The organism is Streptomyces sp. NBC_00572, from assembly GCF_026341815.1.
Classification (GTDB): domain Bacteria; phylum Actinomycetota; class Actinomycetes; order Streptomycetales; family Streptomycetaceae; genus Streptomyces.
Genome location: NZ_JAPENX010000001.1, coordinates 2508651 through 2532174 on the forward strand (window position 1 = coordinate 2508651; position 23524 = coordinate 2532174).

The following is a 23524-nucleotide window of genomic DNA, read 5'->3' on the forward strand; positions in this document are numbered from 1 at the left end:
TTGGACACGCTTCCCCCCGGCAGGGTTGTACGCGTACGCCACCCTTTTTGACGGTGAGTTGTTTGTCCTCATGCGTAACCGTTCTCCCCCGATGCCCCGCTTCACAGCGTGTTCCGCGCCACACATGGTGAGTGCACGCAGAGACGCTCTCCACCCAACTACTGGTTGCAGTAAGGGGGAAGAGCATCGTCGACCACGGCATCACCGCAGTTCAAGAGGTATCTGACGCCTATTTGCTCACAGGTCGTTCACAGATCCTACAAATATGTGACAACAGATTCCGCGATCTGCAGGGCGTTGAGGGCCGCGCCCTTGCGCAGGTTGTCGGCGCAGACGAAGAAATCAAGCGCCCGCTCGTCGTCCATGGAGCGCCGCACCCGCCCGACCCAGGCGGGGTCGGTGCCGACGACGTCGGCGGGGGTGGGGAAGTCGCCCGCGGCGGGGTCGTCGTACAGCACGACTCCCGGTGAGGTCGCGAGGATCTCGTGCGCGCGTCCGAGGGGGACGGGGTTCTCGAAGCGGGCGTGCACGGAGACGGAGTGCCCGGTGACGACGGGCACGCGCACACAGGTGGCGGCGACCCGCAGCGCGGGAAGCGCGAGGATCCGCCGGGTCTCGTCCCGTACGCGCTCCTCCTCGGAGGAGGCTCCGTCGGCGCCCGCCGTGCCCGACCAGGGCAGGACGTTGAGCGCGAGCGGTCCGGGGAAGGGCCCGGTGTTCTCGCCGACGGCCCGCCGTACGTCTCCGGGCTGGGTGCCCAGGTCGTCGTGGCCGGCCACCAGACCGAGCTGGGCGCGGAGCGCGTCGACGCCGGCCTGTCCGGCACCGGCGCCGCTGGCGGCCTGCTGAGCGGTGACGACCAGTTCGGAGAGCCCGAACTCGGCGTGCAGGGCGCCCACGGCGACGATCAGCGCGAGGGTGGTGCAGCCGGGGCTCGCGACGATGCCCCGGGGGCGTACGCGCGCCGCGTGGGCGTTGGTCTCGGGGACCACGAGGGGGACGTCGGGGTCCGCGCGGAAGGCGGCGGAGGTGTCCACGACGACGGCGCCCTTGGCCGCGGCGATGGGCGCCCACTGGGCCGCCACCGCCTCGGGCACGAGGAAGAGCGCCAGATCGACGCCGTCCAGGGCCTCCTCGCTCAGTGCGAGGATCTCGCACTCCTCCCCGCGGACGGCGGCCTTTCGGCCGGCCGAGCGCGGGGAGGCGAGGAGGCGGATGTCGCCCCAGACGTCCGCGTGGTGCGAGAGCATCTGGAGCATCACCGAGCCGACGGCTCCGGTCGCACCGACGACCGCGAGCGTCGGCTTCGGCGTCATCGGCCGGTGCCTCCGTAGACGACGGCCTCGTCGGAGTCGCTGTCCAGGCCGAAGGCGCTGTGGACGGCGCGCACGGCCTCGTTGACGTCGTCGGCGCGGGTGACGACCGAGATGCGGATCTCGGAGGTCGAGATCAGCTCGATGTTCACACCCGCGTCGGAGAGCGCGCGGAAGAAGTCCGCGGTCACGCCGGGGTTGGTCTTCATACCGGCGCCGACCAGGGAGATCTTGCCGATCTGGTCGTCGTAGCGGAGCGAGTCGAAGCCGATCGCGCTCTTCGCCTTCTCCAGGGCGTCGATGGCCTTGCGGCCCTCGGCCTTGGGGAGGGTGAAGGAGATGTCCGTGAGGCCGGTGGAGGCCGCGGACACGTTCTGCACGATCATGTCGATGTTGATCTCGGCGTCCGCGACGGCCCGGAAGATGGCCGCGGCCTCGCCCGGCTTGTCCGGCACGCCAACGACGGTGATCTTCGCCTCGGAGGTGTCGTGGGCGACACCCGAGATGATGGCCTGCTCCACCTTCTGGTCCCCTTGCGGTTCGTTGCTGACCCAGGTGCCCTGCAGTCCCGAGAAGGACGAGCGGACGTGGATCGGAATGTTGTAGCGGCGCGCGTACTCGACGCAGCGGTGCAGCAGCACCTTGGAGCCGGAGGCGGCGAGCTCCAGCATGTCCTCGAAGGAGATCCAGTCGATCTTCTTCGCCTTCTTCACCACACGCGGGTCGGCGGTGAACACACCGTCGACGTCGGTGTAGATCTCGCAGACCTCGGCGTCGAGGGCCGCGGCCAGGGCCACGGCGGTGGTGTCGGACCCGCCACGGCCCAGCGTGGTGATGTCCTTCTTGTCCTGGGACACGCCCTGGAACCCGGCGACGATGGCGATGTTGCCCTCGTCGAGGGCGGTACGGATCCGGCCCGGCGTGACATCGATGATGCGCGCTTTGTTGTGGACCGAGTCGGTGATGACACCGGCCTGGCTGCCCGTGAACGACTGGGCCTCGTGGCCCAGGTTTTTGATCGCCATGGCCAGCAGGGCCATGGAGATCCGCTCTCCGGCGGTCAGCAGCATGTCGAACTCACGCCCGGCAGGGATCGGGGATACCTGCTCGGCGAGATCGATCAACTCGTCCGTCGTGTCGCCCATCGCGGAAACCACGACGACCACCTGGTGGCCGTTCTTCTTGGCGTCCACGATCCGCTTGGCGACGCGCTTGATGCCTTCGGCATCGGCAACGGAGGAGCCTCCGTACTTCTGCACGACAAGGCCCACGTGCGCTCCTCGCTCAGTGTGTGCCGCAGCCGGCGCTGCGATCGGCTCAGTCTAACGAGGGACCCGCGAACGCCTACGTGATATCGCATCGTGAGACACGGCGCTCACTGGGTGATCATTCCGGCCCCTGTGCAGGCTTCCCTCCGTGCACCCACCACTCCACCGTGCGCTCGTTCTTCGCACCGAGTGGGTCGCCCGGCCCCTGCGCGTCGAGCGCCTCGCGTACGTGGACGGTGTACGGATGGTCCTCGCCGAGGACACGGCTGCAGACGGACAGCAGCTCCGTGTATCCGGCGCGGGCCTGGTCGATCGCCCCGACGCCCACGTGGAGGCCGACCTGGTTGATCCGGATTCTCAGGGTGTCCGGGTCGTCCTCGCCGATGAGCAGGCTCATCTCTGCCGCCGCGTACGTGTTCAGCGTGAGGGCCTCCAGGGTCCGGTTCGCGGCCTGGTAGATCCCGGCGAGCTCGGCGTAGGTCTCCAGCGTCCTCCGGTCCTTCGGGCCCAGGACCCGGACCATGTCCCCGAGCACGCTTTCCTGCAGGACGGTCGCCCTGTGGGTCAGCCCGGCCTTCGCATGGGCCGTCGCGAGGCAGGACCGCGCCAGGAGCGTGTTCGGGTCGTCGGCTCCCAGCGCCTCGGTCATGCCGCGCACCGTCGCGGCCGCCGCCTCGATCGCCTCGTCCGCGCGGCCCGCCGAGGCGAGGTTCTCGGCCAGCGCGCCACGCAGGCCCAGGAGGGGGAGGTAGTCCGGGCCGTACAGCCGCTCGCAGCCGGCCAGCGACCGCTCGTACGCCTCGGCCGCCTCCTCGTACAGCCCGTTCAGGCTCAGGTACGCGCCCGCGTCGGCCAGCACCCACAGCAGGGCCTCGCCGTCCCCCGCGGGGTCCGTGTGCCGCAGGTGCGCCTCAAGGTGCGGCAGCAGCGCCCGCCACACCTCCCGGTGGGCCGGTTCCTCGCTGTCCAGCGAGGCGGCGTGGGCGAGCGCCGTCTCCGCGAGCGATCGCATGCGTTCGATCAGCCCCGGCTGCCCGGGTACGTCCCCGGGGGCCGGCCGGCGGGCGATGGCCTGCACGAGCCGGTGGACGGAGACCGAGCCGTCCTCGTGCAGGGTGATCATGCTGTGCGCGGCCAGCTCCCCGAGCGCCTCCCGGGTGCCGGGGAACGGCGGCAGGAGCATCGCGGGAATCCGGTCGGGGGCGAACCAGCCGAGCATCCGGAGCAGCCCGGAGGCATACGGGACCGTGGCGGCGAGCCTGTTGAACGTGACGCGCAGGGTCCGGGCGACGGCCTCCTCCGCGTTGCCGGGCCCGCGGCTCCGGCCCAGCTCCGCCAGGTAGTCGAGCGGGGGCGTGGCCGTGCGGCCGCAGTACGCGGCGGCGATCTCGACGGCCAGCGGCAGCTGTCCGAGGGTCTCGCAGAGCCGCTCGACGCCGGTGGTGTCCCGGGGGCCCGCGTGGTTCGCGACCCGGGTGAAGAGTTCCACGGCCTCGGCGGCCGGCAGCACGGGCAGCGCGAGGACGCGCCCGATCCCGTACCAGGCGTCCGTCGTCCGGCTGGTGACGACGACCCGCCCCCGGCCGGTCCGGGCCAGCAGGTGCTCCACGTCGGCCGGATCGGTGACGTTGTCGAGGACGAGCAGCCAGCCGTCGTGCGCGGCCAGCCACTGCAACGCCCGCTCGCGCAGGGCCTCCTGCGGGAGTACGTCGATCAGCGCGGGCTGCATCGCGGCGGCGAGGCCGGCGAGCCCGGCGTCCACGTCGGCGCGACTCTCCGCGGTGATCCACCAGACGGGGTTGCGGTGCATCGCCTGCCGCAGGGCCCAGCGGGCGGCGAGCGAGGACTTCCCCACCCCGCCGAGGCCGCTGATCACGACGGTCTCCGGCTCCTCGTCGAGCAGGGCTCCTTCCTCACCGCGCCCCACGAAGTGGGCTGCCCTGCGGGGCACGTTGACGAGTCCGGGCGGACACACCACGGGCCCGAGGGCCTCGGGCGGCAGCGCCGTCACCCGGTCCCCGGTGTGCACCCACCCGATGTACCCGCCGGCCGCGACGGAACGGTCCCCCGACGCGGATACGTCCCCGCTCACGCGCCGCGCGCCCCGACGCTCACGCGTCGCCCGTCGATACGGAGCCGATGTCGCCGCCCGCCGCGACGGACCGGTCACCGGAGGCGGTGACGGACCCGGGGGCGGCAGGGGCGGGCACGACGGAGGCCGGGGCCGTGGGAGTCGGAGCGGGTGCCGGGCTCGTACCCCTGCCCGTCGCCACGGACCCGATGTTCCCGCCGGCGGCGACGGCACCCGCACCCGAGGCGGTCACTTCCGGCGCGGCCGGAGCCGGCACCGCCGGAGCGGGCGCGGCCGGAGCGGGTGTGGCAACCCCACCGCCCCCGAACTGCCCCCAGAGGGAGAGCCCGAGACCGGCGGCCGCCAGGACGACGCCGACGACGCTCGCGATCTGGTCGGCCTTCCCGAGGTCGGCGGCCGCGACGGCGATCAGCGCGCCGATCCCGACGACACCGACGACGACGCCGCTCCACAGCCATGCCTTCGACCGTCCCCGCGTCTGCGTCGTCATGCGTCCATGATGGCAGCGCGGCGGGCGCGGCGGGTGGGCTTACGGGAGCATCTCCCGTACCAGCCGCGCCAGTTCGCCCTCCTCGATCCCGAGCGGTCCGCTACTTCCTCGACCTGAGGCCCAGCGGTGCGCCGATCTCCTCCGCCATCACGCGGCCGGCCTCTTCCGCGAGGTCGTCCTCGGTGAGGTCCTCGTCCGTGTCGAGGCCGTCCAGCTCCGCGAGCGGCTGGTCGAGGCGGACGTGGGCGACGAGGGACTGGAGGGCGCGGAGGGTGGCCGAGGCGGTGGGGCCCCAGTTGGAGAAGTAGGAGAACTGCCACCACCACAGGGCCTCGCTGGTGCGCCCGGCCCGGTAGTGGGCGAGGCCGTGGCGGAGGTCGGTGACGATGTCGGCGAGGTTGTCGGAGATCCGGGCCGGGACGGGGGCCTTGCGGGGCTCGTACGGGTCGAAGACCTCGGAGAAGACGTCGACCGGTTCGAGGAGGACCGCGAAGCGCATGCGCAGGTCGTCGACGTCGGGCTCGGGGCCCGTGTCGGTCTCGTACCTCTCGTCCGGGACGATGTCCTCGTGCGCGCCGAGCCGGCCGCCCGCGAGGAGCAGCTGCGAGATCTCCAGGAGCAGGAAGGGCACGGCGCTGTCCGGCTCGTCGCCCTTGGCGACCTCGGCGGTCGCGACGATGAAGCTCTCGATGGAGTCGGCGATCTGGACCGCGAAGTCGTCGGGGTTCTGCGTGATCGCGTGCAGCGTGGGGTCAGACATCGAGGAGCCTCCCTGAGAGCGCACCGGCCCGGTCGTCATACATCTAGCAGCCTCCGCCCCTCGAAGGCACGGCCGAGGGTCACCTCGTCGGCGTACTCCAGGTCGCCGCCGACCGGGAGCCCGCTCGCGAGCCGGGTCACCTTGAGTCCCATGGGCTTGATCATCCGCGCCAGGTACGTCGCGGTGGCCTCGCCCTCCAGGTTCGGGTCGGTCGCGAGGATCAACTCGGTGACCGCCCCGTCGGCGAGCCGCGCGAGCAGCTCGCGGATGCGGAGGTCGTCCGGGCCGACGCCCTCGATCGGGCTGATCGCGCCGCCGAGGACGTGGTACCGCCCCCGGAACTCGCGGGTCCGCTCGATCGCGACGACGTCCTTCGGCTCCTCGACCACACAGATGACGGTCAGGTCGCGGCGCGGGTCGCGGCAGATGTTGCACTGCTCCTGCTGTGCCACGTTTCCGCAGACCGCGCAGAACCTGACCTTCTCCTTGACCTCCAGGAGCGCGTGCGCGAGACGCCGTACGTCGGTCGGCTCGGCCTGGAGGATGTGGAAGGCGATCCGCTGCGCGCTCTTGGGACCGACGCCGGGCAGCCTGCCCAGTTCGTCGATGAGGTCCTGAACCACGCCTTCGTACACGGAACGCCCTTTCAAGGGAGTGCTTGATTCTTACGGTAGTGGCTTAAAGCGAGCCTAAGAAGCCCGCGGGAGGAGGGGCCTCGGAAGCCCTGCGGCCGGAAGCCTCAGAAGCCGAGGCCCGGCATGCCGCCCATGCCCTGTGCCAGCGGGCCGAGCTTGGCCTGCTGGAGCTGCTGAGCGTTGTCGCTGGCGGCCTGCACGGCGGCCACGATCAGGTCGGCGAGCGTCTCGGTGTCCTCGGGGTCCACCGCCTTGGGGTCGATGACCAGGCCGCGCAGCTCGCCGGAGCCGGTCACGGTCGCCTTGACCAGGCCGCCGCCCGCCTGTCCGTCGACCTCGGTCGCGGCCAGTTCTTCCTGCGCGCGGGCGAGGTCCTGCTGCATCTTCTGGGCCTGCTGGAGAAGCTGCTGCATGTTGGGCTGGCCACCACCGGGAATCACGGTCACTCCTGAGGTTCGCTATGTCCGTATGTCGGTACGCCGAGCCTACGTGGTCCCCGCCCGCCCTGCCTCCATCACTCTTTCGAGTGAGAAACTGCGGGCTCCTCTACCTGATCAAGACCCCCTTGCGGGCGGAAATCCCGGGATTCCGGGCCCATCGCCCACCATTCGGCGGTAGGAAGGGCAGGCACCACGTGCACCGCACGTCACAGAAGGACATGAGCGCTGAGCTGAACAGAGGAGTCCCCCGGTGAGCCAGCAGCCGGAGATGCAGCCACCGGGACCCCCCGGGGGAGACGTCCACCGCGATCTGACCGGTACGCCGTTCCCCCTGGGTGACTGGGGCGAGCCCGCCGAACGGCTCGACGAGCTGTACCGCTGGGTGGAGTCCAATGCCCTGCGCACGGCCGAGTGGTACCTCTCCGACCGGGTCTGGAAGCGCCGCAGCGCCCGGATCCTGCGGATCGGGACGGCCGCCGGGGTGATCGCGGGCGCCGCGCTGCCGCTGCTCGACCTGACGGGCGTGGCGGAGGGCACGGCCGGCTGGGGTTATCTCTCGCTACTGCTCGGCGCCGCCTGCATCGCCTGCGACCGGTACTTCGGTCTGACGTCCGGCTGGATAAGGGACGTGGCGACGGCACAGGCCGTGCAGCGGCGTCTGCAGGCCCTGCAGTTCGACTGGGCCTCGGAGAGCGTCCGGGAGGTCCTGGGCCCCACGGAGGGCACCGCCAGCGAGGCCGCCGAGCGGTGTCTGGGCGTGCTGCGCCGTTTCTCGGAGGACGTGACCGAGCTCGTACGGGCGGAGACCGCGGACTGGATGGTCGAGTTCCGCTCGGGTCCGGCGCCGCTGGCGCTCCAGTCGGTGGGCGTGGTGCCCGCGCGGGCCGAGAGCCATCACCCGTCGGGCCGTTTCCCGCTGCCGCCCGGCACCCGTCCGAACATGCCGCGTCAGCGGCCCCCGGAGGCCCGCTGACGCAGGCCTCCGGGGGGGGAGCCGCGACGGTCTCAGCTCAGGATGATCATCGAGCCCTGGGCCAGGCTCCGGGTCGCCGCCGCGTGCAGCCCCAGCCACACATGGCGCTCCCGGGCGAAGGGGCCGCCGTCCAGCTGGATCGGTACGGCCGGTTCCTCCAGGGTGGTCGGCCGCTCCGGCGGTACGGGGGGCGCCGGCGGGTTCGACGGGTCGATGCCGATCGAGGGGGCCACGAATTCCAGCTCCCTCAGCAGCCCGTACGAGGAGCCGAGCGGCCCGCCGCCCTCCAGGAGCTCGTCGCTGGTGAGCGGGACCGGGAAGTCGACCGGCACGTAGGCGCCCGCGTGGTCGTAGTGCCAGACCAGGTGGGACTGCTGGGCGGTCGCCTCGAACATCTCCAGGAGCTGTTCGTAGTCCCCGCCGAGCTCGCCGACCGGTTCGACCGGCAGTCCGCACATCTGGAGGAGGTAGGCGCGGCGCAGGAAGTGCAGGGCCTCGTAGTCGAAGCCGGCGATCGGGGCGACGTCACCGGAGAGTCCCGGCATGTACGCGTAGACCGGCACGGTCGGCAGCCCGGAGGCGCTGAGCACGGCGTCGTACGCGGCGATCTCTTCGGCGAAGGGATTGTCGGGGCTGTGGCACAGCACGTCGACGAGGGGGACCAGCCACAGGTCACAGGCCAAGGGAGGCTCGCTCTCCGTCAGTTGCGGGGGACGCTCGCAGGGCGTACGCCAGGCTTTTTGCAGGGACGGCCAGGTTAGTCGGCGCCCCACGGACACCGTCCACCCGCTCAGGAACTGCCCGGGGAGTCGGGCCCTCAACCCGACCGGCCCGTCCCGGTCGCCTCACGCGGCGCGGTCAGCGGGCCCGCTGCTCCAGCCGGTCCGCCCATTCCATCGAGTGCGTGTTGTACTCCCGGACGACCGCGACGGCCGCCTCGGCGTCGCCGCGTGTGATCGCGTCGACCAGGTTCACGTGGTCGCTCCACAGCCAGCCCAGCATGTCGCGCTCGGAGCGCAGGTACGGCACGGAGAAGACCCAGGCCTGGACGCGGAGCTTGTGCAGGAAGTCGGCGATGTAGTCGTTGGCGGCGACCAGGCGCCCCAGCTCGCGCCAGTAGCGGATGTCGTAGCCGATGAGGATGTCGAGGTCCCCGGCGCGGGCCGCGCGGGCCGCCGCCTCGCCCCTGCGCCGTATGGAGACGAGGGCGACGCCGATGCCGAGGTCGGGTTCCGTGACGGCGGAGCGGGGCGGAACCATGGCGGCGTCGCGGCGGAAGATGCCGTCGACGACGAGCATCCGGGCCTCGACCATGCCCCGGTAGTCGTCGACCGAGTACTGGTGGACGCGGAAGCCGCGGTGCTGGTCGGAGTCGAGGAGGCCCTGCGCGCAGAGGTCGACGAGGGCTTCGCGTACGGGTGTCGCGGAGACGCCGTACTGCTCGGCGATCTGCTTGACCGTGAATTCCTCGCCCGGCTGGAGACGGCCCGCGAGCACTTCGTCACGGAGCGCGTCCGCGATCTGCTGTCGCAAGGTGTTGCGGGTGACAGCTCCGCTCGCGGGCATGGGTCGGCCCCCTCCGTCCGGCTCCGGACACCCTAGTCCAGACGGAAGGGGCCGCCTCTGTGCGGCACCGCCGACGCGGTTACGCGGTGTGTTCGTCGGCGACCGCGAGGGCCGCGTCGAGGGCGGCGAGGCCTTCCTTGGCCTCCGCCTCGGTGACGTTGCACGCGGGGACGGCGTGGGTGCGGTTCATGTTGACGAAGGGCCACAGGCCGTTCTTCTTCGCCGCCGCGCCGAAGGCGGCCATGGGCGCGTTGGCCTCGCCGGCCGCGTTGTACGGGACGAGCGGCTCGCGGGTCTCGCGGTTCTTGACCAGGTCGAGCGCCCAGAAGACGCCCATGCCGCGGACCTCGCCGACGGACGGGTGGCGCTCGGCGAGCTCGCGCAGGCCGGGGCCGAGGACGTTCTCGCCGATGTGGGCGGCGTTCTCGACGACCTTCTCGTCCTCCATCACCTGGATGGTGGCGACGGCGGCGGCGCAGGCCAGCGGGTGACCGGAGTAGGTCAGTCCGCCGGGGTAGGGCCGCTTGTCGAAGGTGGCGGCGATCTCGGCGTTGATGGCGACGCCGCCGAGGGGCACGTAGCCGGAGTTCACGCCCTTGGCGAAGGTCATCAGGTCGGGCACGACGTCGAAGTGCTCGGCGGCGAACCACTTGCCGGTGCGGCCGAAGCCCGCCATGACCTCGTCGAGGACGAAGACGATGCCGTACTTGTCGCAGATCTCGCGGACGCCCGCGAGGTAGCCGGGCGGCGGGGTCATGATGCCGGCGGTGCCGGGCACGGTCTCCAGGATGATCGCGGCGATCGTCGCCGGACCCTCGAAGGCGATCGTGTCCTCCAGGTGCTGGAGGGCCCGTGCGCTCTCCTCCGCCTCGGTGGTGGCGTAGAAGGGCGAGCGGTAGAGGAACGGCGCCCAGAAGCGCACGACGCCCGCGGAGCCGTTGTCGGAGGCCCAGCGGCGCGGGTCACCGGTCAGGTTGATCGCGGTGGAGGTGGCGCCGTGGTACGAGCGGTAGGCGGAGAGCACCTTCGTACGGCCGGTGTGCAGCCGGGCCATGCGGACGGCGTTCTCGACGGCCTCGGCGCCGCCGTTGGTGAAGAAGATCTTGTCCAGGTCGCCCGGAGTGCGCTCGGCGATGAGGCGTGCGGCCTCGGAGCGGACGTCGATGGCGAAGGCGGGCGCGAAGGTGGTGAGCTTCGCGGCCTGCTCCTGGATGGCGGCGACCACACGGGGGTGCTGGTAGCCGATGTTCGTGTAGACGAGGCCGCTGGTGAAGTCCAGGTAGCGGTTTCCGTCGTAGTCCCAGAAGTACGAACCCTCGGCGCCGGCGACGGCGAGCGGGTCGATCAGGCCCTGGGCGGACCAGGAGTGGAACACGTGCGCGCGGTCGGCTGCCTTGACGGCGGCCCCGGCCTGGGGATCGGGTTCGATGACATGAGGGGTCATGGGTTCGAGGGTAAGGAACCGCAGGTAGGGCGGGCCATGGCCATCTTGTCCACCGAGACCGGGGCGGACGCGACACCTTGCTTCCCGAGGCCGATCGATTGACAGCATCCTGTCGAGATGACAGTCTGTTGTCATCGAAGTCCTGGGAACAGCCGAGGGAGCAACCATGGGAACGAAGACCGTCCACCTCGCCGTCTACGACACCCTCGCCGACTGGGAGACGGGCCACGCCACCGCCTGGCTCGCCCGCGCCGGCTACACGGTCAGGACCGTCGGCCCGGTCGCCGGGGAACCCGTCACGACGATCGCCGGGATCCGGATCGTCCCCGACCTCGCGCTCGCCGACCTCCGCCCCGAGGACAGCGCCCTGCTGATCCTTCCGGGCGCCGAGAAGTACGACGAGGGCGACGAGCTCGCCGCCTTCCCGGCCGCGGCCCGGACCTTCCTCGACGCCGGGGTGCCGGTCGCCGCGATCTGCGGCGCCACCGCCGGACTCGCCAAGGAGGGCCTGCTCGACGACCGCCCGCACACCAGCGCGGTCTCGTTCTACCTGGCCGCCACCGGCTACAAGGGCGGCGAGCACTACGTCGACGCGGACGCGGTGACCTCCGGCGGCGAGGCCGGGACCGGCGACCTGATCACGGCGGGCCCGACGGAGCCGGTCGCCTTCGCCCGCGAGGTCTTCGCCGCGCTCGGCGCGTACGAGGGCAAGCGGGACGCCTGGTACCGCCTCTTCCACGACTCGGACCCGGCGGCCTTCGTCGAGCTCAACGCCGAAGAGGACGAGTAGATGACGCGCGCGTCACAGGACGCCCTCTCCCGCACGGCCCTGGGCGTCTTCCGCCTCAACGGCCAGTTCCTCGCCGTCTCCGAGAAACTGGCCGAACCGGCCGGCCTGACCGCCGCCTGGTGGCAGGTCCTCGGAGCCGTCCTCCCGGAACCCCTCCCGGTCGCCGGGATCGCCCGGGTCATGGGCATCACCCGGCAGAGCGTCCAGCGGATCGCGGACCTGCTCGTGCGGGAGGGACTCGCGGCCTACGAACCGAACCCGGCCCACCGCCGCGCCAAGCTCCTCACCCCCACCGAGGCGGGCCGGGCGGCCATCGCCCGCATCGAACCGGGCCACGCGGAACTGGCCGCCGCGCTCCTGCGGGAACTGGGCGGCCAGGAGGCCTTCGACGAGACGGTACGGGTGCTGGACCGGCTGTCGGCGGCGCTTGACGCCGTCGAGGCCGACCACCCGTAGGCCCCGACGACCTGCCGGAACCGAGCGGTCAGGACACGCTGCTGAACAGCTCGGTCACGGCGCCCCTCAGGAGCGGCGGATGGACGAAACGGTCCGGCGACGACGGCGGGAAACGCCACGACAGCGGCCGGGTCGAGGTCGCCACGCCGTCCACCTCCGCGACGCGAAACGGAGCGACGGGCCCACGTTCGCCGTGGAGCCCGTCGTCCGGAGTGTCTTCGCCGCCCGGCAGTGATCGACTAGCAGGACAGGTTCGACCCGGCGGGGACGCCCAGGATCTGGGTGAACTGCTGGTACTTGGTGACCCGGCTCTGGACCTGGGCCGGGTTGCCGCCGTTGCATTCCAGGCTGCCGTTGATCGCCCAGATGGTCTGGCCGAAGCCGGCGCCGTTGACCATGGCGTTGTGGGCGGTCATCGTGCCGGGGCCGTTCTGGGTGTTCCAGTACCAGAGGCCGGTCATCATGGCGACGGCCGGGTCCTGCTCGACGCGCCAGGGGTTGTTCAGCAGGTCGATGCCGAGGGCGTCACCGGCGGCCTTGTAGTTGAAGTTCCAGGAGAGCTGGATGGGGCCGCGGCCGTAGTAGGCGGCCTGGCCGGCGGGGCAGCCGTAGGGCTGGCCGGCGTCACAGTAGTGCGGGTAGTTGGCCGTGTTCTGCTCGACGATGTGGACGAGGCCGCCCGTCTCGTGGGAGACGTTCGCGAGGAAGGCCGCGGCCTCCTGCTTCTTCACCGTGTCGCTGCCGGTGTTGGCGAAGCCGGGGTACGACTTGAGGGCGGCGGTGAGGCCCGCGTACGTGTAGAAGGGGTTCCGGCTCGGGAACATCTGGTTGAACTGGGCCTCGGAGACCACGAATCCGGAAGTCGGCGGGGTGGTGGGCGGGGTCGTGGGCGGAGTCGTGGACCCGCCGCCGCAGACGCCCTGGTCGGCCCAGACGCCCCACTCGCCGGTCGTGCCGGGAGTCTCGTTCTGGGTCCACCACTTGGCCGACCAGTTGTGGCCGTTGTGCGAGGCCGTCATCCCGCCCGTGTAGACGCTGGAGGAGTTCCATGCGGCCGCGCAGGCGGCCGCCGCACCGGCGGAGGCGGCGGGGAGGAACAGGACGGCGAGTCCAACGACCGTACAGAGCGCGGCCAGTGAGGTGACCAACTTACGCAGCATGCGTGCTTCCTTCCGGGTGGGGCCGGGTCGGGGAAGCACAGCGAAGCGCTATTGGTCTGGACCTGTCAAGGTCTAGACCTGAAGTTGTGACGATTGGGGTTCCACTTGGCCCGGGAACGCAAGAGGCGGCCCCGGGCTCGGAGTTCCGAGGCCCGGGGCCGCCGTCATGCGGTCACCACGCGGGTGGGACGGGTACGACTAGAAGAGGTTGAACTTCTGGTATCCCCCGCCGACCCGGACCGGCGCCTTGAACGGAGCCGAGGCGTTGCCCGTGCCCGGGTACCGGAACAGGTCGCCGTTCGACTTGCGGGCGAGCAGGTCCGCCTTGCCGTCGAGGTCGATGTCACCGGTCGAGAGCACCCGGTCGTACGTGTTCCAGCCGGAGCCGATCTTCGTACGGCCGGTGAAGGGGGCCTTGTAGTTGCCCGTGCCCTTGTAGAGCCACAGGACACCCGTCTTGTCGCGGGCGACGACGTCGGGCTTGCCGTCGCCGGTCAGGTCGCCCTGGCCCGCGATCTGGCTGTAGGTGTTCCAGCCGCCGCCGACCCGCACGCGGGGCGTGAGGGTGCCGTTCGGGTAGGCGAGGTAGCTCCACAGCACGCCGGTCTTGTCGACACCGAGCAGGTCGGCCTGCTTGGCCCCGCCGATGTTGCCGGGCGAGAGGACCGTGGCGTAGATGTTCCAGCCCCGGCCGACGACGTCCGTGTCCTGGGAGCCGCTGTCGGGCGAGTAGAAGTCCAGCCGCCCGTTCTTGTAGACGGTCCACTCGGCTTCGCCGTGCCCGTCGTCGTCGTTGTCGGCGACGATGATGTCGGCGATGTCGGAGACGTTGCCCAGCGGCCCGACGGTCTCGAAGCCGCCGTTGCCGACGGGGAACCAGACCTGAAGCTCCTGAGTCTGCTTGTTGGCGCCGTACATCTCGAAGGTGGGCTGCACCGGCAGCTCCGCGGTACCGGCACCGGCGGCGGAGGCCGTGCCGGCCACGGTGGCCGTCGCGACCGCGACGGCGGTGGCGACGAGCCCGCCCTTGAGCGCACGACCACGTCGAACGATGTTCATCAAAATCCCCCCTGGGACTCTCCAGCGGCGCACTTCACACGCCGCTGATCTTGGAATCCTGTCACAGAGGTTCGAAAACGCGCCAAACCGCGAAGAACGGCTCCGGGGCGGCGACTTGCCGCCCCGGAGCCGTTCCAGGGGGAGCGAAGGGGGGCGTGATCCCCCAGGGGGCCCGGTCAGATCAGGAGCACGATCCGGCCCGGCCGGTGGCCCGCCTCCGCGCGCCGGTGGGCCTCCGCGACCTCCTCCAGCGGGAGGACGTCGGCCACCCGGGTGAGCAGCTCGCGGTCCGCCACCTTCTGCAGCGTCTCCTTCAGCCGGGCGGCGTCCGGCGTGGCCCGGACGACCTCGACGCGGATGTTCCGTTCGGCGGGCGGAATCCGGTCGGGAGCGATCGCCGCGAAGACGCCGCCGTCCTTCAGCAACGGGAGGGACCCCCCGCCGAAGAGCGCCCCGTCGAAGATCCCGTCCACCCCCTCCGGGGCCACCTCCGTCACCCGGGCGCGCACCTCCTCCGGGGTGCCGCGCGGGACCGCGTGGTCCGCGCCGAGAATCCTCAGTTCGGCCTCGTCACCCTCGTGGGCGACGGCCACGACCCGTAGCCCGGCCGCGTGGGCGTGCTGGACCGCGAAGCGGCCCACCACCGTGCTCCCACCGGTCACGAGCAGCGTCGCCCCCGCCGGGAGCGCGAGCCGGTCGAGGCCCTGCTGGGCCGTGGCCGAGGCCAGCGGGACGGACGCGGCCACGGTGTACTCCACGTGCTCCGGGATCACGGCCAGCCACTCCGGATCGACCCAGATGACCTCGGCGTACGTGCCCTCGCCGTTCAGCAGCGCGTACCAGGGCACGGTTCCGGCCACCCGGGTCCCGGGCGCCATTCCGGGCACGGGATCGAGCAGCTTTCCCGCGAAGTCCGTCCCCAGGACGAACGGGGGCTTGAGATCGCCGACCGCGTCGGCGTACAGGCCTGCCCGGATCCGCACATCGGCCTGGTTCACGCCCGCGGCCTTGAGCCGCACGCGCACCTTGCCCGGGACGTCCCCGGCCTCCGGCTCGGGCCGGCGGGCCATTCTGAGGACCTCGGGTCCGCCGTAGGCGGTCACTTCGACGACACGCATGGGGTACTCCTCAGACGAAGGCCCCCTCGTGGCCATTACACCCACGCCCCGCAGCCCCGGGCAACCTCTGATGGCCCGCCCGCGCGGGGGCGGCTCCGGGGCCCGGCGGACGCGAAGGGGCTGTCGCCTCGACGGGTCCGGCGACGCGACGGGTCCGGCGACGGCTCCGTTGGCGGAAGGGAGAACTCCAGGTGACGGGGAGCGACGCACCCTCCGTAACCGCACACACGTCCGTACCGTCGCGCGGGTGGACTGGCTTACCGCTGAGAACCTCATCGCCGTGGTCACCGCGCTCCTCGGTGTCCTCGTCTCCACCGGCGCCGTCTGGTACGAGCGGCGCGTGCCGCACCAGCGCCGGATCGGCTACCGCGTCCAGCTCGACACGGCCATCGGCACCCGGGCGGCCCACAGCGCCGTCACCGGCCCCGGCGGGACCGTCCGGCGCGGGTTCTTCAACGCCACCCCCGGCCTGTCCGACGGCACCCTCGTCCTGCTCCGGATCGAGAACGACGGCGCCCTCGCCCTCACCCGCGAGCACTACACGGACGGTGACGACCACGGGCTCACGGTGGTCTTCGGCACGGAGGAACCCAAGATCCGGCACGTGAAGGCGATCGTCGTGACCGCCCCCGACCACCCCGGCCTGCTGACCCACTTCCCCGACAGCTGGGACGGCCCGGCCGACGGCGCCACCTCCATCGTGCTGCCCAAGGTGCCGCTCAACCGGGGCGCCCACTACAAACTGCTCGTGCTGCTCACCGGCGGCCCCATCGGCAGCCCCGTCTCGGTCCACGGCAACATCGCCGAAGGCGTCGTCCACGTGAACCACAGCACGACCCCCGACGACAAGCCGCCCGTCTTCAGCCGGGTCGCGCGGAACGTCACCGTCGTCCTCACCCTCTGCGTGGTCGCCCTCGCCGCGATCATCGTCCGGGAGCAGACCCCGCCGCCCATCGGCTGCGCCAAGGGCGAACTCACCGTCACCGGGTCGACGGCCTTCGCGCCCGTCGTACGGGAACTCGCGAAGAAGTACGAGAAGGACTGCGAGGGCGCGACCGTGCGCGTGGAGGCACACGGGTCGACGTCCGGGATCCGGCGGCTGGCCGAGGAGGGGGCCAAGACCGCCCAGGGCTCCCCCGCCGTCATCGCCCTGTCCGACGGGCGCAAGCCGGGCGGCTTCCCGCAGCTGCGGGAGAGCATGGTCGCCGTCTCCCTCTTCACCCTCGTCCTCAACGACGGGGTGCCCGTCGACAACCTGACCCTGGAGCAGATCCGCCGCATCTACCGCGGCGAGATCAAGAACTGGGGCGAGCTGATCACCAGCATGGACCAGCCGATCCTGCTGGTCAGCAGGGACGCCAACTCCGGTACCAGGGAGGTGTTCCAGCGCCGGGTCCTCGGGCGCAACGAACCCGCCAACTCCTCCCTGGACTGCGAGCACAGCAACGACCCCGAGTCCGAGGTCGTCCGCTGCGAACTCGACTCCACCGAACAGGTCCTGTCCACCGTGGCCAAGCTGCCCGGCGCGATCGGGTACACGGAGCTCCGTGACGGCACCGGCCTCAAGGGCCTGCACCGGGTCGCCGTCGACGGTCGCAGGCCCGTCCTGGACGAGATAGGCGAGTCGAGCTACCCGTACCGGGAGATCGAGTACGCCTACACCTGGGGCGAGCCGCCGGCCGACTCGCTGACCTCCAGCTTCCTCACCTATCTGCGGTGGGGCAGCGGCCAGGACGTCATCCGCACCCACGGACATCTGCCCTGCTCCACCCCGAAGGGGCTGCGGATCTGCGGGGACGGCTGATCCCCGGTCTGGCATGCTCTGACGACGTGGAGCCATTGAACGCGGAAGACCCGGTCAGCATCGGCCCGTTCCGTCTGCTCGGCCGCCTCGGCGTCGGGGGGATGGGCCGGGTGTTCCTCGCGCGTTCGTCCCGCGGACGGACGGTCGCGGTGAAGGTCGTGCACGCCGAGCTGGCCGCCCAGGAGGAGTTCCGGCGCCGGTTCGCCCGCGAGGTCGCCTCCCTGGAGCGGGTCGGCGGCACGGGCACCGCGCCCGTCCTCGGCTCCGACACCGACGCCGACTCGCCGTGGGTGGCGATCGGCTACGTACCGGGGCCCTCGCTGCGGGCCGTGGTCGGCGACGAGTTCGGGCCGCTGCCGCCCGCGACCGTGAAGGGGCTGGCCTCCGGACTCGCCCGCGCCCTCGTCCACATCCACGCCGCCGGGCTCGTCCACCGCGACCTCAAGCCGTCCAACGTCCTGCTCACCGTCGACGGCCCGCAGATCATCGACTTCGGCATCGCGCGCGCCGTCGACACGATCGCCGACGGCGGCGGTCTGACCACCACCGGGGCGGTCGTCGGCTCGCCCGGCTTCATGTCGCCCGAGCAGGTGCGGGGCGACCGCCTCACCCCCGCGTCGGACGTCTTCTGCCTCGGTTCGGTCCTCGCGTACGCGGCGACCGGCCGTTCTCCCTTCGGCACGGCGGACAGCGGCGTCCACGCCACCATGTTCCGCATCGCCCACGACGAGCCCGACCTGACGGATCTCGCGCCCGAGCTGTCCGGGCTGATCCGGGCCTGCCTCGCCAAGGACGCGGCCGGCCGGCCCTCGGCCGCCGAGATCGCCGAGACCCTGTCGGTCCCCGATCCCTGGCTCCCCGCGGACGTCCTCGCCCGGCTCGGGCGCCACGCGGCCCGGCTCCTGGAAGCGGAGACGGAGAGCCCGACCGGGACGGGGGCGGGCGCCCTCGCCGCCGGGGACCCGACCCCGCCCACCCCGCTGCCGTCCACGTCCCCGCCGTCCACCGCCTCCACCGCGCCCCGGCCCCCGGCCCGCCGCCCGCGCCGCACCGCCCTGGTCGCCGGCCTCACGGCGCTCGCGGTGGTGGCCGCGGCCTCCGCCGCGTACACCTTCTGGCCCGACTGGAGGAACGGCGACGGCGGTCAGAAGAACCGGGGCCAGGGTTCCACGCCGGGCAACACCTCCGCCGGGCCCGCCGGGATCGTCCCGGCCGCCTTCCTCGGCGCCTGGGAGGGCGTCGTCCAGGGCTCCCCCGACCATCCCAGGGAGACGGCCCGGATCGAGATCGCCCAGGGCGAAGCGGGCGCCAAGAACGCGGTGTACGTCCAGGTCGCCGAGAACCGCCTGTGCATGGGCCGCTCCCGGCTCGTCTCGGCCGACGAGGACAAGGTCGTCTTCGGCGAGTCCGACGTGACGACCAGCGTGCCCGCGCAGCGCTGCGTCCCCGCCGCGCACCAGACCCTCACCCTGCGCTCCCCCGACGTCCTGGAGTGGCGCTCGGGCGCCGTGAAGACCACCCTCCGCAAGGCCCCCACCGGCACCGACGTCGTTCCCGCCCGCTTCCTCGGCAGCTGGTCGCGCATCCCGGCACCGGAGATCTACGGCGAGAACGACGACCGCTTCACCTCACAGGTGACGATCACCCAGGGCCCGGTCGGCGCCCCCGTGATCAGCACCCTCGACGGCTATCCCCGCACCGTCGACGGCGTGCTCATGGACGAGGACTGGTCCTGCGGCACCACGGCCGTCCTCGCGGGCGTCGGCAACCTCCTGATCGTCGGCCCCGCCACCCGGGACACCAACGCCTGGGACCGCGAATGCCAGGAAGGCCTCTCCCGCTACCTGCTCGTCGACAAGCAGAACGGCAAGGACCGGCTCCTCGTCTACCCGATGCTCGACGGCGAACCGAACGAGTACCACCGGTCGCGGTAGACGGCCCCCTCAGGTCTCACGAAGGCCGACTTCGGCCGCCGCTCGGGCGTACGCCTCGACCAGGGGGCGGGTGTCGTCGGCGCGCCAGGCGAGGACGAAGCAGCTGGGGGTGACGCCGTCGACGGGGCGGGTGACGACACCGCCCCGGGTGAGCAGCGGCGCGTTGCCGGCCGCGACCAGGCAGACGCCGAGGCCGCCGACGAGCGCCTCGTACGTCTCGTCGGCGCTGGCGATCTCCCCGCCGACGACCGGCGGGCGGCCGCCGCGGGAGTCCAGCGCGAGCCAGTGGTCGCGCAGTTCGGGACCCGTGTCCGGCAGGGCGAGGAACGGCTCGTCGAGGAGGTCCGCGAAGTCCAGCCGCTCTCGGGCGGCCAGCGGATGGGTCTCCGGGAGGGCGACGAGCCGGGGTTCGGCGGCCACGACGACCCAGCGGAAGCGTTCCTCCCCGGCCAGTGGCAGCCAGACGAACGCCACGTCGCTCACGCCGTCGGCGAGCCCGGCCGTCGGGTCCTCCCACCCCACCTGACGCAGTCTGAGCACCGCCTCCGGGTGGGCCTCGGTGAAGCGGGAGCGGATCGCGGGCAGCAGCCCGCCGCGTCCGGGGCTGGTGCTCATCCCGACGACGAGGGTGCCGCTCGCCGCCTCCCGGGCCCGCCGCACCGCCTCGCGGCCCTCCTGCCAGGCGGCGAGCAGGGTCCGGGCGTGCGGCACCAGGGCCGTACCGACGGGGGTGAGGGCGACGCCCTGCCGGTCACGGTCGAAGAGGGGCCCGCCGAGCTGCCGCTCCAGCGCGCGGATCTGCTTGCTGAGCGCGGGCTGCGAGACGTACAGCCGCTCGGCGGCCCGGGTGAAGTGGAGCTCCTCCGCGACGGCCAGGAAGTACCGCAGCTCGCGCAGGTGGACGTCGGTGATCGTCATGCCCATGGGTTATCACGGAAGGTCTTGGACGACCAAAGCCCTTTTGGAGCAGGCTTGTTGTGTCACCGAGAACGAATCGCCAAGGGAGTACGGACATGAGCAAGGTCTGGCTGATCACGGGCGCCAACAGCGGTTTCGGGCGCGCCTTCGCCGAGGCCGCGATCGCCGCCGGCGATGTCGTGGTCGCCGCCGCCCGCCGCACCGAGACCCTGGACGACCTGGTCGCGGCCCACCCCGACCAGGTGGACCCGGTCGCCCTGGACGTCACCGACACGGCGGCGGTCGACCGGGTCGTCGCGGAGGTCGCGGAGCGTCACGGCCGCATCGACGTCCTCGTCAACAACGCGGGCCGCACCCACGTCGGTTCGGTCGAGGAGACCTCCGACGCCGAACTGCGCTCCCTCTTCGACGTCCACGTCTTCGGCCCCGCCGCCCTCACCCGCGCCGTCCTGCCCCACATGCGGGCCCGCCGCTCGGGCGCGATCGTGCAGCTCAGCAGCGTCGGCGGCCAGATGTCGATGGCGGGCTTCGGCGCGTACAGCGCGACCAAGTTCGCCCTGGAGGGCATGTCGGAGGCGCTCGCGGCGGAGGTACGCCCGCTGGGCATAGACGTCCTGATCGTCGAACCGGGCGCCTTTCGCACGAGCCTCTTCGGCAACCACAGCCTGAGCGGCGACGGCATCGCCGACTACACGGACACGGTGGGCGCGACCCGCACGTTCGTGGAGACGGGCGGGGGCGCACAGGAGGGTGACCCCGCGAAGGCGGCGGCAGCGGTCCTGGCCGCCCTGAACGCCGACGAGACCCCACTGCGCCTCGCCCTCGGCGACGACTCGATCGACACGATCCTGGGGCACCTGGACCAGGTGCGGTCGGACGTGACGGCCTGGGAGAAGGTGGGCCGGGACACCAAGCTGGACGCCTGACGACGACGAAGGGCCCGCACCCCGGGAAGGGTGCGGGCCCTCGTCGTGCCCTGCCCACGCGGCCGGCAGACCTACGGGACTACGGGACTACGGGACTACAGGAACGAGTTGATCTCGATCGTCTCGGTACGGCCGGGGCCCACACCGATCGCGGAGATCGGGGCGCCCGACATCTCCTCCAGGGCCTTCACGTAGGCCTGCGCGTTCTTCGGCAGGTCCGCGAAGGTCTTGGCCTTGGTGATGTCCTCGGACCAGCCCGGGAGCATCTCGTAGATCGGCTTCGCGTGGTGGAAGTCGGTCTGCGAGTAGGGCAGCTCCTCGACGCGCTTGCCGTCGATCTCGTACGCGACGCAGACCGGGATCTGCTCCCAGCCCGTCAGCACGTCGAGCTTGGTGAGGAAGAAGTCGGTCAGGCCGTTGACCCGGGTCGCGTAGCGCGCGATGACCGCGTCGAACCAGCCGCAGCGGCGGTCACGGCCGGTGGTGACACCGCGCTCGCCGCCGATGCGGCGCAGCGCCTCGCCGTCCGCGTCGAAGAGCTCGGTCGGGAACGGGCCGGCGCCGACACGGGTCGTGTACGCCTTGAGGATGCCGATGACCCGGCTGATCTTCGTCGGGCCCACGCCGGCGCCGGTGCAGGCGCCGCCCGCGGTCGGGTTCGAGGAGGTGACGAAGGGGTACGTGCCGTGGTCGACGTCGAGCAGCGTGCCCTGGCCGCCCTCGAACAGGACGACCTTGTCCTCGTCGAGCGCATTGTTCAGGATCAGCGTGGTGTCCGCGACGAACGGCTTGATCTGCTCCGCGTACTGGAGCATCTCCTCGACGATCTGCGCGGCGTCGATCGAGCGGCGGTTGTACAGCTTGGCGAGCAGCTGGTTCTTGCCCTCCAGCGCCGCCTCGACCTTCTGGACGAGGATCGACTCGTCGTACAGGTCCTGGACCCGGATGCCGACACGGTTGATCTTGTCGGCGTACGTCGGGCCGATGCCACGGCCCGTGGTGCCGATCTTGCGCTTGCCGAGGAACCGTTCCGTCACCTTGTCGAGGGTGACGTTGTACGGGGTGATCAGGTGGGCGTTACCGCTGATCAGGAGCTTCGACGTGTCAACGCCGCGCTCGTTCAGTCCGCTCAGCTCGGAGAGCAGGACCGCCGGGTCGACGACGACACCGTTTCCGATCACCGGGGTACACCCCGGCGACAGGATTCCGGAAGGGAGAAGATGCAGCGCGTACTTCTGGTCGCCGACGACGACGGTGTGGCCGGCGTTGTTGCCGCCCTGGTAACGCACTACATAGTCAACGGATCCACCGAGGAGGTCGGTGGCCTTTCCCTTGCCCTCGTCACCCCACTGAGCACCGAGCAGCACAAGTGCGGGCACAGGCGTACACCCCTTCCGGGTGGGGCATGTCCAAGGTCAGGGGCCGAGGCCGCCTCACCGGTGTGCCCCGGAATAGACGAAGCCCCTGGCGCAATAGCGCAAGGGGCTCTTGCACAAAGATGCTACCCGAGGAAGGACCGAGGTGTCGGCTCACGACCAGCTGCTGGTGGTCATCGACCCGGTCGCCCGCCGAAGTGACGGCGAGTCCGTGCGGATCGCGAAAGATGTGTTGTCCGCAGGCGCGGAAGCGAAGATCTGCCTGCCGGACAGCCCGGAAGAATTCTCCCGTGCCCTGGCCCGGCGCGGCTCCCGGCGCCCCGTGGTGCTCGGGGACGACCGGACCCTGCTGCGTACGGTGGCCCTCCTCCACCGCGAGCGGGAGCTCGCCGAGGGGGCCCTCTCCCTCGTCCCGATCGGCGCCCCCGACGACCTGGAAATCGCCCACGCCCTCGGCGTGCCGCGTTCCACCCCGGCGGCCGCCCGGGCCGTCCTCGACGGGGCCGTACGACGCCTGGACCTGCTGGTCGACGACAGCGACGGCGTCGTCCTCGGCGACCTCCGCATCCCCGGCGTACCCGCCCTCGCGTCCACGGCCCCGACCGTCTGGGGCACCTGCCGCTCCCTGGTCCGCACCCTGGTCCGCCCGGCCCCGACGGCCCTCGCGGTCCGCACCCACCGGCTGCGGGTGGAGGCGGACGGGGTGCTGCTCACCGATGTCGACACCCCGCTGGACAGCCTCACGGTGCGCTCGGTGGGCGGTACGGCCGAGGTGGTCGTCCACCCCTCGGCCGCCCCGCCGCGGCATTCGACCGCCCGTGTCCTCACGGTCTCGGGCCCGGACTTCCGCTACCGCGCGGACGGCCGCGTCACGGGGCCGGTCCGCCGCCGGACGTGGACGGTCCGGGCGGACGCGTGGGGGCTCACCCTGCCCCGGGACCGGCCCCTGCCCCGCGGCTGACCCTGCCCCGGGACCGGCCCCTGCCCCGCCGCTCACCCGGC

Annotated in this window: 22 protein-coding genes; 7 read left to right on the forward strand and 15 right to left on the reverse strand. The window is 71.7% G+C overall.

The features are described from left to right. Positions 1-257: 257 nt before the first annotated feature. The 7 genes from OG514_RS11380 to OG514_RS11410 form a co-directional block, all read right to left on the reverse strand. A complete protein-coding gene (locus tag OG514_RS11380) occupies positions 258-1316 on the reverse strand; it encodes an aspartate-semialdehyde dehydrogenase (protein WP_266893520.1) in 1059 nt (352 codons plus the stop codon). Further along, positions 1313-2584 carry an aspartate kinase gene (locus OG514_RS11385; protein WP_189832074.1) on the reverse strand — a complete coding sequence of 424 codons (1272 nt, stop codon included), beginning with the start codon at positions 2582-2584 and terminating at the stop codon, positions 1313-1315. Before OG514_RS11385 ends, OG514_RS11380 begins: the two co-directional genes overlap by 4 nt. A 115-nt stretch (positions 2585-2699) precedes the next feature. Beyond that, positions 2700-4673, reverse strand: a complete 1974-nt coding sequence (locus OG514_RS11390; protein WP_266893526.1) for a tetratricopeptide repeat protein — start codon at positions 4671-4673, stop codon at positions 2700-2702. A gap of 19 nt (positions 4674-4692) precedes the next feature. Further along, positions 4693-5163 carry a hypothetical protein gene (locus OG514_RS11395; protein ID WP_266893528.1) on the reverse strand — a complete coding sequence of 157 codons (471 nt, stop codon included), beginning with the start codon at positions 5161-5163 and terminating at the stop codon, positions 4693-4695. 100 nt (positions 5164-5263) lie between these two features. After that, positions 5264-5923: a DUF5063 domain-containing protein gene (locus tag OG514_RS11400; RefSeq protein WP_266893530.1), complete on the reverse strand. Its 660-nt coding sequence runs from the start codon at positions 5921-5923 to the stop codon at positions 5264-5266. A gap of 35 nt (positions 5924-5958) precedes the next feature. Then, positions 5959-6558 (reverse strand): recombination mediator RecR, encoded by a 600-nt coding sequence (recR, locus tag OG514_RS11405; protein ID WP_017240166.1) that lies wholly within the window; start codon positions 6556-6558, stop codon positions 5959-5961. Between the two features lie 104 nt (positions 6559-6662). Further along, a complete protein-coding gene (locus OG514_RS11410; RefSeq protein ID WP_266893536.1) occupies positions 6663-6998 on the reverse strand; it encodes a YbaB/EbfC family nucleoid-associated protein in 336 nt (111 codons plus the stop codon). Positions 6999-7266: 268 nt separating this feature from the next. On the opposite strand from OG514_RS11410, the gene OG514_RS11415 reads away from it, so the two are divergent. Beyond that, positions 7267-7971 (forward strand): SLATT domain-containing protein, encoded by a 705-nt coding sequence (locus tag OG514_RS11415; RefSeq protein ID WP_266900822.1) that lies wholly within the window; start codon positions 7267-7269, stop codon positions 7969-7971. Positions 7972-8003: 32 nt separating this feature from the next. Here OG514_RS11415 and OG514_RS11420 read toward each other — a convergent pair whose 3' ends face one another. The 3 genes from OG514_RS11420 to OG514_RS11430 all read right to left on the reverse strand — a co-directional run bounded on the left by OG514_RS11420 (position 8004) and on the right by OG514_RS11430 (position 10981). Continuing rightward, positions 8004-8654, reverse strand: a complete 651-nt coding sequence (locus tag OG514_RS11420; protein WP_266893538.1) for a hypothetical protein — start codon at positions 8652-8654, stop codon at positions 8004-8006. 175 nt (positions 8655-8829) lie between these two features. Beyond that, a complete protein-coding gene (locus OG514_RS11425) occupies positions 8830-9537 on the reverse strand; it encodes a GntR family transcriptional regulator (RefSeq protein ID WP_266893539.1) in 708 nt (235 codons plus the stop codon). Between the two features lie 79 nt (positions 9538-9616). Continuing rightward, the gene (locus OG514_RS11430; protein WP_266893541.1) at positions 9617-10981 is read right to left on the reverse strand and encodes an aspartate aminotransferase family protein; all 1365 of its coding nucleotides are present in this window, start codon (positions 10979-10981) and stop codon (positions 9617-9619) included. A 166-nt stretch (positions 10982-11147) separates the two neighbouring features. Here OG514_RS11430 and OG514_RS11435 point away from each other — a divergent pair, with 166 nt between their 5' ends. Together OG514_RS11435 and OG514_RS11440 are read left to right on the forward strand one after the other, a co-directional pair. Next, positions 11148-11771: a DJ-1/PfpI family protein gene (locus tag OG514_RS11435; RefSeq protein ID WP_266893543.1), complete on the forward strand. Its 624-nt coding sequence runs from the start codon at positions 11148-11150 to the stop codon at positions 11769-11771. Further along, positions 11772-12227: a MarR family winged helix-turn-helix transcriptional regulator gene (locus OG514_RS11440; protein ID WP_266893545.1), complete on the forward strand. Its 456-nt coding sequence runs from the start codon at positions 11772-11774 to the stop codon at positions 12225-12227. Between the two features lie 239 nt (positions 12228-12466). On the opposite strand, the gene OG514_RS11445 is transcribed toward OG514_RS11440, so the two are convergent. From OG514_RS11445 to OG514_RS11455, 3 genes are all read right to left on the reverse strand, one after another. Next, positions 12467-13387, reverse strand: coding sequence for a glycoside hydrolase family 19 protein (locus OG514_RS11445; protein WP_266893547.1), 921 nt, complete (start codon positions 13385-13387; stop codon positions 12467-12469). 198 nt (positions 13388-13585) lie between these two features. After that, positions 13586-14446 (reverse strand): VCBS repeat-containing protein, encoded by an 861-nt coding sequence (locus OG514_RS11450; protein ID WP_266893548.1) that lies wholly within the window; start codon positions 14444-14446, stop codon positions 13586-13588. Between the two features lie 176 nt (positions 14447-14622). Continuing rightward, positions 14623-15564, reverse strand: coding sequence for an NADP-dependent oxidoreductase (locus OG514_RS11455; RefSeq protein WP_266893549.1), 942 nt, complete (start codon positions 15562-15564; stop codon positions 14623-14625). Between the two features lie 247 nt (positions 15565-15811). Between OG514_RS11455 and OG514_RS11460 the strand changes: the two genes are divergently transcribed. Next, a complete protein-coding gene (locus OG514_RS11460) occupies positions 15812-17368 on the forward strand; it encodes a substrate-binding domain-containing protein (protein WP_266893550.1) in 1557 nt (518 codons plus the stop codon). A gap of 26 nt (positions 17369-17394) precedes the next feature. Next, on the forward strand, positions 17395-19302 hold the full coding sequence (locus OG514_RS11465) for a serine/threonine-protein kinase (RefSeq protein WP_266893552.1): 1908 nt from the start codon (positions 17395-17397) through the stop codon (positions 19300-19302). A 9-nt stretch (positions 19303-19311) separates the two neighbouring features. Here OG514_RS11465 and OG514_RS11470 read toward each other — a convergent pair whose 3' ends face one another. Next, positions 19312-20220, reverse strand: coding sequence for a LysR family transcriptional regulator (locus OG514_RS11470; protein ID WP_266893554.1), 909 nt, complete (start codon positions 20218-20220; stop codon positions 19312-19314). 95 nt (positions 20221-20315) lie between these two features. On the opposite strand from OG514_RS11470, the gene OG514_RS11475 reads away from it, so the two are divergent. Continuing rightward, positions 20316-21146 carry an oxidoreductase gene (locus OG514_RS11475; protein WP_266893556.1) on the forward strand — a complete coding sequence of 277 codons (831 nt, stop codon included), beginning with the start codon at positions 20316-20318 and terminating at the stop codon, positions 21144-21146. A gap of 95 nt (positions 21147-21241) precedes the next feature. On the opposite strand, the gene OG514_RS11480 is transcribed toward OG514_RS11475, so the two are convergent. Beyond that, positions 21242-22525, reverse strand: coding sequence for an adenylosuccinate synthase (locus OG514_RS11480; RefSeq protein WP_266893558.1), 1284 nt, complete (start codon positions 22523-22525; stop codon positions 21242-21244). A 142-nt stretch (positions 22526-22667) separates the two neighbouring features. Here OG514_RS11480 and OG514_RS11485 point away from each other — a divergent pair, with 142 nt between their 5' ends. Continuing rightward, on the forward strand, positions 22668-23483 hold the full coding sequence (locus OG514_RS11485) for a diacylglycerol kinase (protein ID WP_266893560.1): 816 nt from the start codon (positions 22668-22670) through the stop codon (positions 23481-23483). Positions 23484-23524 lie beyond the last annotated feature (41 nt).

Bases quoted from the DNA above. Each gene is read 5' to 3' on its own strand.
- OG514_RS11455 (WP_266893549.1), bottom strand. From the start codon at position 15,564: ATGCGTGTCGTCGAAGTGACCGCCTACGGCGGACCCGAGGTCCTCAGA.
- OG514_RS11435 (WP_266893543.1), top strand. From the start codon at position 11,148: ATGGGAACGAAGACCGTCCACCTCGCCGTCTACGACACCCTCGCCGAC.
- OG514_RS11440 (WP_266893545.1), top strand. From the start codon at position 11,772: ATGACGCGCGCGTCACAGGACGCCCTCTCCCGCACGGCCCTGGGCGTC.
- OG514_RS11395 (WP_266893528.1), bottom strand. From the start codon at position 5,163: ATGACGACGCAGACGCGGGGACGGTCGAAGGCATGGCTGTGGAGCGGC.
- OG514_RS11380 (WP_266893520.1), bottom strand. From the start codon at position 1,316: ATGACGCCGAAGCCGACGCTCGCGGTCGTCGGTGCGACCGGAGCCGTC.
- OG514_RS11425 (WP_266893539.1), bottom strand. From the start codon at position 9,537: ATGCCCGCGAGCGGAGCTGTCACCCGCAACACCTTGCGACAGCAGATC.
- OG514_RS11450 (WP_266893548.1), bottom strand. From the start codon at position 14,446: ATGAACATCGTTCGACGTGGTCGTGCGCTCAAGGGCGGGCTCGTCGCC.
- OG514_RS11470 (WP_266893554.1), bottom strand. From the start codon at position 20,220: ATGACGATCACCGACGTCCACCTGCGCGAGCTGCGGTACTTCCTGGCC.
- OG514_RS11415 (WP_266900822.1), top strand. From the start codon at position 7,267: ATGCAGCCACCGGGACCCCCCGGGGGAGACGTCCACCGCGATCTGACC.
- OG514_RS11430 (WP_266893541.1), bottom strand. From the start codon at position 10,981: ATGACCCCTCATGTCATCGAACCCGATCCCCAGGCCGGGGCCGCCGTC.
- OG514_RS11400 (WP_266893530.1), bottom strand. From the start codon at position 5,923: ATGTCTGACCCCACGCTGCACGCGATCACGCAGAACCCCGACGACTTC.
- OG514_RS11445 (WP_266893547.1), bottom strand. From the start codon at position 13,387: ATGCTGCGTAAGTTGGTCACCTCACTGGCCGCGCTCTGTACGGTCGTT.
- OG514_RS11475 (WP_266893556.1), top strand. From the start codon at position 20,316: ATGAGCAAGGTCTGGCTGATCACGGGCGCCAACAGCGGTTTCGGGCGC.